We start from the raw sequence: 12,160 nt of genomic DNA, 5'->3' as shown, positions 1-12,160 counted from the left end.
CTTTCCCATTTTGTTTTCTATCGGCTTGGTTATAAAACAGCCATTGCCAGCGATGCACTAAAAATGATACTTATGGAGTATGAATAGAGTTGCAAGAAAAAAAATTGACCATGAAAGATTTTTTAAAAAAAATTCGAACCATTCCAGCGATTTCTAAATTTATGCTGAATCATTACTCCCCTTACCGTGGTGCAGGCATTGCAATCGAAACATTTGATCTTGATCGTTACTTCATTCGTGTCAAAATGCCACTGACTAGAAAAAATCGTAATATTGTCGGGACACATTTTGGGGGCAGTTTATATTCGATGGTTGATCCCTTTTATATGCTGATTCTCATGCATCATTTAGGGCATAAATATATTGTTTGGGATAAAAGTGCTTCTATTAATTTCCTGTCACCTGGTCGTAGTGAGGTCGTTGCCGACATTAAACTGAGTAAAAATGAAATTGATGAAATCAAACGATTATCAGAAAATTATGAACCTGTTTTACGTCATTACACGCTCAATATTTTAGATGATGCAGGAACACGAATTGCAGAGGTTGAAAAAATTTTATATATACGCCGGAAGAAGCCCAAAGCAAGTTCTTTGGGATGAACCTAAATATAAAATGCCTGCAAATCATAGCAGGCATTTATTAAAACTTTAATTCATATTACTTTTTCTTTTCTTGGATTGCAGCTCCTGCGCCACCACCGATTGCACCACCAATCGCTGCACCAGTATCGCCACCAAAAATAGACTTACCAATTACAGAACCAATACCTGCACCAATTGCACTACTTGTGGTTGAATTACTACTACCACCCTTGGCATTTGCACCTACACCAGCACCTGCTGCTGCACCTACACCCGCTCCTAAGCCACCACCTACATGATTACCAACACCACCACCAACTGCACCACCCAATGCTGCTGCACCAATACGCTGATCAGATGCGCTCATGTTTTGGCAGCCTGTAAACATTAAAGTAGATAATACTAATGTTGAAATTAAACCAATTGTTTTTTTCATATCCAAAACTCCTCAATTTTATAGTCTAAGCATAATCTGATTTTTGTTAGAAAATAATCAGATTATGTAATTGCTCTAAGTGCATTCTTTTCTTTTTGTAATAAAATAAACTAAATGGAAGAATATTTGATCAATACAGTACTACACTGTTGATTGAATTAGGTTATTAAAAACGAAGTCAAAGTTCCAATCTAATCAGCATGAAAACAAAATGTGTGACTCAATGTAGAAATACAATTTAACAGGGGCGAAAAAATGACAAGATTTATGCTATCCATGTTGATCTTGATGAGTTTGAATTCAGCAACTCAGGCAAATTTTTTCAAGTTCCAAACATTAGCAAAAGTAGAATCACTTAAAAATATTGCTTACGGTCATGATTCCCAACAAATGATGGATATCTATTTCCCATCTAAACCACACACCGATAATAATCTAGCTCCAATCATCGTTATGGTGCATGGTGGTGCTTGGAGTATCGGTGATAAAAATAATGCTGCTGTAGTGAAAAATAAAGTCGATTATTGGTGTAAACAAGGGTGGCTTTTGATCTCCGTTAATTACCGATTAGTTCCAAATGCAACCGTACAGCAACAGACTCAAGATATATCAAACGCTTTACTCTATATTCAAAAACATGCAAATGATTGGCATGCAAACTCAAAACGGCTTATTTTGGTAGGACATTCTGCTGGTGCACATTTAGTTAGCTTGGTTACTGTACGGCCCTCGTGGTTAACTCCACAACCGCAACCTTGGCGAGCAACCATTGCCTTAGATAGTGCTGCTTACGATATCGAAAAGATCATGCAAAATCGGCATGCTCGATTTTATGATCGAGCCTTTGGTCAACAACCTGAGAACTGGAAAGCCCTATCTCCGATCTTACAACTACATCAAAGTTTACCTGCATTTCTCGCTGTTTGCTCAACCACTCGCCCTGATCAACCCTGTATACAGGCTCAACAATTTATTCAGCAAGTACAAAAACTTGGGACATCCGCACAATTATTATCACTCCCACTTTCACATCGTGAAATAAATAGATCTTTGGGAGAAGATAATAAATATACACAACAAGTGAATCACTTTATAGAATCCCACTAATTTATACCTATGAAAACTTAGTTTCGTTTTCTAAATACAATCATTTTGCTATTTTCAAACATAAAAAAGGCACCCTAAGGTGCCTTTTTTAATTCGTTAAGACTTAGAACTGATCTGAGTTTAATGCTTGACTAAATGCTTGATCAACTTCACTGAAATCATTGTGAAGTTCAAATTCAGCAGCTTCAGATTCTTGACGACGACGTTCTAAATGATACGCAAGACCCGTACCTGCTGGGATCAGACGACCTACAACAACGTTTTCTTTCAAGCCGCGTAAATCATCTTCTTTACCTGTTACAGCAGCTTCAGTTAACACGCGTGTTGTTTCCTGGAACGATGCAGCAGAGATGAATGAGTCAGTAGAAAGCGACGCTTTGGTGATACCCATCAATTGACGTTCAAACTTCGCTGGGAACTTGTTCTGAGCCAAGACAGCTTGGTTCTCTTGAACAACGCGGATGTAATCCACTTGCTCGCCTTTGATGAAGCTTGTATCACCGCCATCAGTGATATCAACTTTACGCAACATTTGACGTACAACAACTTCAATGTGCTTATCGTTGATTTTTACACCTTGGAGACGGTAAACGTCTTGAACTTCGTTCACGATGTAGTTAGTTAATGCTACTTCACCTTTCAAACGCAAGATGTCATGTGGGTTTTGTGGACCATCAGAAATGGTTTCACCACGGTTCACATGTTCACCTTCGAACACGTTAATGGTACGCCATTTTGGAATCAATTCTTCGTAGATCTCAGAACCATCATCAGGGCTAATCACTAAGCGGTTCTTACCTTTAGTCTCTTTACCAAAGCTTACAACACCTGATACTTCTGCAAGAATCGCGTGTTCTTTCGGTTTACGTGCTTCAAATAAGTCAGCTACGCGTGGAAGACCACCGGTAATATCACGGGTACGTGAAGTTTCTTGTGGTACACGACCAAGTACATCACCGACACCAATCGTTGCGCCATCACGAACGGTTACGATCGTATTTTGTGGTAAGAAGTAGAATTGTTCGCCACCATCTGTTGTATCCAACACAATTGCAGGACGTAAATCTTTACCAGAAGCAGGACGAGCTGTTACAGGCAAGATTTCAACAGTAGTCATACCTGTTGCATCATCAGTTTTAGAGGTTGCAGTTACGCCATCAGCGATCTGGCTGAAACGCGCTTTACCAGCAACTTCGGTAACAAGTGGATGTGTATGTGGATCCCAAGTCGCCACGATACCGCCAGCTTCTACAGCTTCACCATCTTTCAACAAGATGCTTGCACCGTAAGGAAGTTTATAGCGCTCACGCTCACGACCTAAATCATCCGCAATACCGATTTCACCTGAACGTGAAACTGACACTAAGTGACCTTTGGCATGTTGTACAGTTTTCACGTTATGGAAACGTACAGTACCTTTGTTACGTACTTGAACACTGTTTGCAGCAGAAGTTCGGCTTGCAGCACCACCCACGTGGAAGGTACGCATCGTTAACTGTGTACCTGGCTCACCAATTGATTGTGCAGCCATTACACCCACTGATTCACCTGGGTTCACCAAGTGACCACGTGCAAGGTCACGACCATAACAACGCGCACATACACCGAATGTCGATTCACATGCAATTACTGAACGTACTTTAACTTCATCGACACCCGCTTCTTCAAGCTCAGCAGCAATTTTCTCGTCAATTAACGTACCACGTGGAAGTACAACTTCATCATCAGATGCACGACGTACATCTTCAGCAGTTACACGACCCAATACGCGATCGCGTAATGGCTCGATCACGTCACCACCTTGAATGAATGGTGTCATCACTAAGCCACCCGCTGTACCACAATCAGATTCAGTAATAACTAAATCTTGTGCTACGTCTACAAGACGACGAGTCAAGTAACCAGAGTTCGCAGTTTTCAATGCGGTATCGGCCAAACCTTTACGCGCACCGTGTGTTGAGATGAAGTACTGAAGTACTGTCAAACCTTCACGGAAGTTTGCTTTAATTGGGGTCTCAATGATCGAGCCATCTGGCTTCGCCATCAAACCACGCATACCAGCAAGCTGACGAATCTGCGCTGCACTACCACGGGCACCCGAGTCAGACATCATATAAATTGAGTTGAATGACTTCTGTTTCTCGTCTTCACCTTGTTTGTTTTTCACAAGGGTATAAGACAAGTTGTCCATCATCGCTTTCGCAACTTGGTCATTGGTACGAGCCCAAATATCGACCACTTTGTTATAGCGCTCACCCGCAGTAACGAAGCCTTGTTCAAACTGTTGTTCGATTTCACGAACTTCAGTTTCAGCTTTGTCGATAATGGTGTGCTTATTTGGTGGAATCAACATATCTTCCATACCGACTGATACACCTGAACGCGTCGCTTGACGGAAGCCCAAATACATCAATTGGTCAGCGAAGATAACGGTATCTTTCAAACCAAGTTTACGGTAGCAAGAGTTGATTAACTTCGAGATGTTTTTCTTGGTCATCTCAAGGTTGATCGATTCAAAGCTTAAACCTTGTGGAACAACTTCCCATAACAAGCAACGACCTGGTGTTGTATCAACAATGATGGTTTGCTTTTCATGGTTACCGTTTTCATCAATAACAGTTTGGTGTACACGTACTTTTACACGCGCATGGATCGCAACTTTACCCGTTGCCAACGCACGGTTAACTTCGTGTGTATCCGCAAACACCATGCCTTCACCTTTGGCATTTACCGCATCACGTGTGATGTAGTAAAGACCCAAGACAACGTCCTGAGAAGGAACGATGATTGGCTCACCGTTTGCAGGTGACAAGATGTTGTTGGTTGACATCATCAACGCACGCGCTTCTAACTGTGCTTCAAGTGTCAATGGAACGTGTACCGCCATTTGGTCACCATCGAAGTCGGCGTTAAACGCAGCACATACGAGTGGGTGAAGACGGATCGCTTTACCTTCAATCAGAATAGGTTCAAATGCTTGAAGACCTAAACGGTGAAGTGTTGGTGCACGGTTCAACATGACTGGATGTTGACGAATTACAGAAGCAAGAACGTCCCAAACTTCTGGGGTTTCACGCTCAACCATTTTCTTCGCAGCTTTAATGGTTGTTGCCTGGCCAGATGCTTGTAGTTTCGCGAAAATAAATGGCTTGAAGAGTTCAAGTGCCATCTTCTTCGGAAGACCACATTGGTGAAGACGTAAAGTAGGACCTACGGTAATTACCGAACGACCAGAATAGTCAACACGCTTACCAAGTAAGTTTTGACGGAAACGACCTTGTTTACCTTTGATCATATCTGCCAAAGATTTCAATGGACGTTTGTTCGAACCTGTAATCGCACGACCACGACGACCGTTATCAAGCAACGCATCAACAGACTCTTGTAACATACGTTTTTCGTTACGTACGATGATGTCTGGCGCAGCAAGGTCAAGAAGACGCTTCAAACGGTTGTTACGGTTAATCACACGACGATATAAATCGTTCAAGTCTGAAGTCGCGAAACGACCACCTTCAAGTGGTACAAGCGGACGTAAGTCTGGTGGAAGTACTGGCAGTACGTTCATCACCATCCATTCAGGCTTATTGTTCGAGTCTTTGAATGCTTCCATCAATTTCAAACGTTTAGACGCTTTTTTAAGTTTCGTCTCAGACGTTGTTTGTGGAATTTCTTCACGTAAACGCGCAATCTCAGCTTCAAGATCGATATCTTTTAATAAATCCTGAACTGCTTCTGCACCCATTTTCGCAGTGAATTCATCACCGTGTTCTTCAAGTGCATTGTAGTATTCTTCGTCTGTTAAAAGTTGATACTTTTCAAACGGAGTCATACCAGGATCAGTAACAACATAAGATTCGAAATACAATACTCGCTCGATATCACGTAATGTCATATCAAGTAGTAAACCGATACGGCTCGGTAATGATTTCAAGAACCAGATGTGTGCAACTGGAGAAGCAAGGTCAATATGACCCATACGCTCACGACGAACTTTTGCAGTTGTTACTTCAACGCCACATTTTTCACAAATGACGCCTTTATATTTCATACGCTTGTATTTACCACACAAGCATTCATAATCTTTTACTGGACCAAAAATTTTGGCACAGAACAAACCGTCACGTTCAGGTTTAAAAGTACGGTAGTTAATGGTTTCAGGCTTTTTAACTTCACCGTGAGACCATGACTTAATCATCTCTGGTGACGCAAGACCAATACGGATACGGTCAAATTCAACAGGTGCATGACCTTCTGAATCCGTTTTCTTACGCATGATATCGAGCAAGTCTTTCAATTTTTTTCTCCGTGTGTCGAGGAGCTACGCTCACCCGACTGGGTCACAAATATTGTTTTTACTGAACAATCCTCCCTCAATCCCTCCTTTTTCTAAGGAGGGAAGCTCCTACTCTTTTAAAGTGGGAGCTCCCCCTTTCTCAAAGGGGATTGGGGGGATTAAATGGAACTAATTAGTCACCATTTTTCAGTTCAATGTTGATACCTAAAGAACGGATCTCTTTGGTCAATACGTTGAACGATTCAGGCATACCCGGATCCATATAATGGTTTCCATCTACAATATTCTTATAGATGCGTGTACGACCTTCGACGTCATCCGACTTCACTGTAAGCATTTCTTGGAGCGTATATGCAGCACCGTATGCTTCAAGTGCCCATACTTCCATCTCACCGAAACGCTGACCACCGAATTGTGCTTTACCACCAAGCGGCTGTTGAGTCACAAGTGAGTAAGAACCCGTTGAACGCGCATGCATCTTGTCATCAACCAAGTGGTTCAATTTGAGCATGTACATGTAACCTACAGTTACAGGACGGTCAAACTGTTCACCTGTACGACCATCAAACAATACTGTTTGACCTGTACGAGAAATGTCTGCCAATTCAAGTAAGTCTTTGATCTGGCTTTCTTCAGCACCATCAAATACTGGAGTTGCTAATGGAACACCAGCACGCAAGTTACCTGAAAGCGCCAAGATTTCTGCGTCAGTCAAGCTATCAAGCTCTTCCTGCTCACCACCAACCTTGTTATAAATCTTGTCTAAGAATTCACGCAGTTCAATCACTGTACGTTGTTCTTTCAACATTTTTTCGATCTTATCGCCAAGACCTTTCGCCGCCATACCCAAGTGAGTCTCAAGAATCTGACCCACGTTCATACGTGACGGTACACCTAGTGGGTTCAATACGATGTCGACTGGTACACCATTGGCATCATGTGGCATGTCTTCAACTGGCAAGATGTTTGATACAACACCCTTGTTACCGTGACGACCCGCCATCTTATCACCAGGCTGGATACGACGTTTAACTGCAAGGTAAACCTTAACAACTTTCAATACGCCAGTTGTTAACTCATCACCTGTAGAAAGTTTACGCTTCTTCTCAGCAAACTTCTCGTCAATCTCGTAACTCTTCTCTTTCAAGAACACTTGAATTTGAGTTAAACGCTCAGCAATTGCTTCATCATTTGGCTGGATTTCAAGTAAATCAACAAGCTCTAAACCAGACAATACGTCTTCAGAAAGTTTATCACCGCGTTTAGTTGAACCACCACCGTTAGATTCTTGACCTTTCAACAAACGAACAATACGTTCACGTGCTGCTTCTTCGAAGATTTTGTATTCTTCTTTCAAGTCTTTACGGTATGCGTCAAGCTGAGCTTTCTCAATTGCTTGAGCACGTTCATCTTTTTCTAAACCATCACGTGTGAAGACTTGAACGTCAATCACCGTACCTTTGGTACCAGACGGAACACGTAAAGACGAGTCTTTTACGTCAGCCGCTTTTTCACCAAAGATTGCGCGAAGTAATTTTTCTTCAGGTGTTAACTGAGTTTCACCTTTAGGTGTTACCTTACCAACAAGGATGTCACCTGCAGTCACTTCAGCACCGATATAAACAATACCTGACTCATCCAATTTAGACAGTGCAGCTTCACCAACGTTAGGAATATCGGCAGTAATTTCTTCTGCGCCTAACTTAGTATCACGTGCTACACATGACAATTCTTGAATGTGAATTGACGTTAAACGGTCTTCTTGAAGAACACGCTCAGAAAGTAAGATCGAGTCTTCGTAGTTATAACCGTTCCATGTCATGAACGCGACGCGCATGTTTTGACCAAGCGCAAGTTCACCCATGTCAGTCGATGGACCGTCAGCCAAGATATCGCCACGAGCAACTTTGTCACCCAAGTTTACGATAACGTTTTGGTTGATACATGTATTTTGGTTTGAACGTGTATATTTGATCAGGTTATAGATATCTACACCCGCTTCACCCGCGATCATTTCATCTTCGTTGACACGAATAACGATACGAGATGCATCAACATATTCAATCGCACCACCACGGTCAGCGATCACACACACACCAGAGTCACGTGCTACGTTTGCTTCCATACCTGTACCAACAAGCGGCTTGTCAGCACGCAAGGTAGGAACAGCCTGACGTTGCATGTTTGAACCCATCAATGCACGGTTCGCATCATCGTGTTCAAGGAATGGAATCAATGATGCTGCTACAGATACAACCTGTTGAGCAGAAACGTCCATATGCGTTACGCGCTCAGGCGACATACGAACGAAGTCACCTTGATGACGTACAGAAACCATTTCTTCAGTTAAAGTACCATCTTTATCCACTGCAGAATCGGCCTGTGCAATAACAGTCCCTACTTCTTCAATTGCAGATAAGTATTCAACTTCATCAGTCACACGACCATCAACAACTTTACGATATGGTGTTTCCAAGAAACCGAAGTCATTCGCTTTTGCATAGACAGAAAGCGAGTTGATCAAACCAATGTTTGGACCTTCAGGCGTTTCAATTGGACAAACACGACCATAGTGAGTTTGATGTACGTCACGTACTTCGAAGCCCGCGCGTTCACGTGTCAAACCACCAGGACCAAGCGCAGATACACGACGTTTGTGTGTAATTTCAGACAATGGATTGTTTTGGTCCATGAACTGAGACAATTGGCTTGAACCAAAGAATTCTTTGATTGCGGCAGCAACTGGTTTCGCGTTGATTAAATCTTGCGGAGACAAGTTATCTGTTTCTGCTTGGCTTAAACGCTCTTTCACAGCACGTTCAACACGAACTAAACCAACACGGAATTGGTTTTCTGTCATTTCACCAACAGAACGTACACGACGGTTACCCAAGTGATCGATATCGTCGACTTCACCTTTACCGTTACGAATTTCTACTAATGTACGTAATACATCAATAATATCGTCGTGTGACAGAATACCTTCAACTTCACGTGACTTCTGGTCTGTACCCACTTCGTAAGGACGACCCAAACGACGGTTGAACTTCATACGACCTACTGGAGAAAGGTCATAACGCTCAGAAGAGAAGAATAAGTTGTTGAATAAGTTTTCAGCAGCTTCTTTCGTTGGCGGCTCGCCTGGACGCATTACTTTATAGATTTCAACAAGTGCTTCTTCACGACCTGTTGTTGTATCCGCACGCAATGTATCTGCAACGAAAGGACCACGATCGATGTCGTTCGTGAACAGGATGTTAAACTGTTTAACACCACCTTCAGCGATCTTCACCATGATGTCATGGCTAAGAACGGTATTCGCAGGAATCACATCACCACTTTTCAGTGTGATATCTTCAGCCGTAATACGCTCATATAAATATTCATCAGGTACAGAAAGCTTAGCTAAGTTCGCAGCTTCCATTTGACGTACGTGACGTGCATTAATACGTTTACCTTGTTCAACGATCGCTTTACCATCATTGTCTAAGATATCAAATTGTGCCATTTCACCACGTAAGCGATCTGGAACAAGATCAATTTGATAGCTACCCATATCAAGATATACAGGTACTTTTTCATAGAACAAATTCAAGATTTGTTCATTGCTGTAATTCAAGGCACGTAGAATCACCGTTGCAAGCAGCTTACGACGACGGTCAATACGTACGAATACTAAATCTTTAGCATCAAATTCAAAATCTAGCCATGAACCACGGTAAGGAATAATACGTGCTGAATACAACACTTTACCACTTGAGTGGGTTTTACCCTTGTCATGGTCAAAGAATACACCTGGTGAACGGTGTAATTGAGATACGATGACACGCTCAGTACCGTTGATAACGAAAGTACCGTTATCAGTCATGAGCGGCATTTCACCCATGTATACTTCTTGTTCACGCACGTCTTTAATTGATTTCGTTTCACGATCTTTAATGATCAAACGAATTTTTACGCGCATTGGTGCTGCATAAGTTGAACCACGTAAAATACATTCACGTACGTCAAACTCAGGCTTACCAAGACTATACTCAACAAATTCTAAAGCAGCATTGCCAGAATAACTTTCAATAGGAAAAACTGAACGAAATGCGGCTTGGAGACCGATATCTTCGCGATTTTTTGGAGTTTTACCGCCTTGTAAGAATGTACGGTACGAATCGACCTGAATCGACAGTAAGTACGGTGCTTCCATTACGTGGGGCAATTTACCAAAATTCTTACGGATCCGTTTCTTTTCGGTATATGAGTATGCCATCTGGAGTCCTCGGAAAGTAAACTAAACCCGCCTGCAGAACGGGTCTAGAAGGAATTACGCAGGCCGATATGGCCACCACTGTTTACAAATGCTGCAATTTTTAGTGGTATTAAAACGCTTAACAATATTTTTATAAGCAAAAAAATATTGGTAAGCGTTTGATTTCATGAATTTTGTTTAAATAATACGCACAATAAACGTAAAACTATCAAAAAACGAGCCGATTATTGTAACGCAAAAAGGCTGATGACCCAAGAGCCATCAGCCATTTTTTGGAGCCGATTTTGAAAAAATCGACTCCCTACAGCATTACTTAAGTGTAACTGTAGCACCAGCTTCTTCAAGCTTCTTCTTAAGTTCTTCGCCGTCTTCTTTAGAAACGCCTTCTTTAAGAACTGCAGGAGCGCCTTCAACAAGATCTTTAGCTTCTTTAAGACCAAGGCCAGTAGCTTCACGAACTGCTTTAATTACAGCAACTTTGTTAGCACCGAAAGAAGTCAACTCAACGTTGAATTCAGTTTGTTCTTCAACAGCAGCAGCAGCAGGACCAGCAGCTACAGCTACAGCAGCAGCAGATACGTTGAAACGCTCTTCAAATGCTTTGATTAAGTCAACAAGTTCGATAACTTTTAATTCAGCAACTGCGTCTAAGATTTGTTCGTTTGTTAAAGCCATGAGAATAACTCCAAATGGATATTGAATGGTGTGAAAGTAGATTTAAGCTTAAGCAGCTTCTGACTCGTTTTTCTCTTGGAGCGCTGTAAGTAAACGACCCAATTTCGAAATAGGAGCTTGAAGAACAGAGGCAAGCATAGTAAGCGCTTTTTCGTGGTTCGGAAGGTTCGCAATAATACTAACTTCTTCACCTTGATAAAGTTTGCCGTCAAATGCAGCAGCTTTTAATTCAAATGCTTTGTTAGTTTTAGCAAATTCTTCGAACAAGCGTGCAGCTGCACCCATATCGTCTTCAGAAGTTGAGAATGCTAAGATTGTTGGACCAACAAGATTGTCATTCAAGATAGAGAATTGCGTATCTTGAAGAGCACGTTTAGCTAAAGTATTACGTACAACACGTGTAGCAACACCTAGTTTACGAGCTTCAACACGAAGAGCAGTTAATTGCTCAACCGTTAAACCTTGGTAGTCAGCAACAACGGCAGCGAACGCTGTAGAAGCAACTTCAGTTACTTCAGCAACGATCTGTTTTTTGTCTTCGATAAGAAGAGCCATCGTAAAACCTCCTAACGGTGATTTATGTACCTACACAGGTACACTCCCAATTCGTAAGTCTTTCGACTTACACGCGGAGGAGCAACAAATCACACCACCGCGTCTACTCAGACTGGTATTTTAAGAAGCAAACCCTAAGAACTGCCTCGCCTGAGGTCTTTGACGCTGATAAACATTCATTTATCAATTCAAAGTTTGCTTAGATTTTTCCAATGAAAAAATCTAAGACTTCAAAATTCTTTCTA

Annotated in this window: 7 protein-coding genes; 2 read left to right on the top strand and 5 right to left on the bottom strand. The window is 41.9% G+C overall.

The window, feature by feature from the left end:
- Nucleotides 1-110 precede the first annotated feature (110 nt).
- Nucleotides 111-602, top strand: a complete 492-nt coding sequence (locus O1449_RS01340) for a DUF4442 domain-containing protein (protein ID WP_269238942.1) — start codon at nucleotides 111-113, stop codon at nucleotides 600-602.
- 58 nt (nucleotides 603-660) lie between these two features.
- On the opposite strand, the gene O1449_RS01335 is transcribed toward O1449_RS01340, so the two are convergent.
- On the bottom strand, nucleotides 661-1,020 hold the full coding sequence (locus tag O1449_RS01335) for a YMGG-like glycine zipper-containing protein (RefSeq protein ID WP_004659341.1): 360 nt from the start codon (nucleotides 1,018-1,020) through the stop codon (nucleotides 661-663).
- Between the two features lie 255 nt (nucleotides 1,021-1,275).
- Here O1449_RS01335 and O1449_RS01330 point away from each other — a divergent pair, with 255 nt between their 5' ends.
- Nucleotides 1,276-2,127: an alpha/beta hydrolase gene (locus O1449_RS01330; RefSeq protein ID WP_269238941.1), complete on the top strand. Its 852-nt coding sequence runs from the start codon at nucleotides 1,276-1,278 to the stop codon at nucleotides 2,125-2,127.
- Nucleotides 2,128-2,230: 103 nt separating this feature from the next.
- On the opposite strand, the gene rpoC is transcribed toward O1449_RS01330, so the two are convergent.
- The 4 genes from rpoC to rplJ all read right to left on the bottom strand — a co-directional run bounded on the left by rpoC (nucleotide 2,231) and on the right by rplJ (nucleotide 11,915).
- Nucleotides 2,231-6,424 carry a DNA-directed RNA polymerase subunit beta' gene (gene rpoC / locus O1449_RS01325; RefSeq protein ID WP_269229017.1) on the bottom strand — a complete coding sequence of 1,398 codons (4,194 nt, stop codon included), beginning with the start codon at nucleotides 6,422-6,424 and terminating at the stop codon, nucleotides 2,231-2,233.
- A 172-nt stretch (nucleotides 6,425-6,596) separates the two neighbouring features.
- On the bottom strand, nucleotides 6,597-10,685 hold the full coding sequence (gene rpoB / locus O1449_RS01320; RefSeq protein ID WP_004659349.1) for a DNA-directed RNA polymerase subunit beta: 4,089 nt from the start codon (nucleotides 10,683-10,685) through the stop codon (nucleotides 6,597-6,599).
- Between the two features lie 309 nt (nucleotides 10,686-10,994).
- On the bottom strand, nucleotides 10,995-11,360 hold the full coding sequence (gene rplL / locus O1449_RS01315; RefSeq protein ID WP_269238940.1) for a 50S ribosomal protein L7/L12: 366 nt from the start codon (nucleotides 11,358-11,360) through the stop codon (nucleotides 10,995-10,997).
- A gap of 48 nt (nucleotides 11,361-11,408) precedes the next feature.
- Nucleotides 11,409-11,915, bottom strand: coding sequence for a 50S ribosomal protein L10 (gene rplJ, locus O1449_RS01310; RefSeq protein ID WP_004659354.1), 507 nt, complete (start codon nucleotides 11,913-11,915; stop codon nucleotides 11,409-11,411).
- Nucleotides 11,916-12,160 lie beyond the last annotated feature (245 nt).

Origin of the sequence: Acinetobacter sp. TR3, assembly GCF_027105055.1 — a bacterium.
In the GTDB taxonomy this organism is placed as follows: domain Bacteria; phylum Pseudomonadota; class Gammaproteobacteria; order Pseudomonadales; family Moraxellaceae; genus Acinetobacter.
Note: the sequence above shows the minus strand (reverse complement) of the source record. Positions and strands in the feature narration are given on the sequence as shown.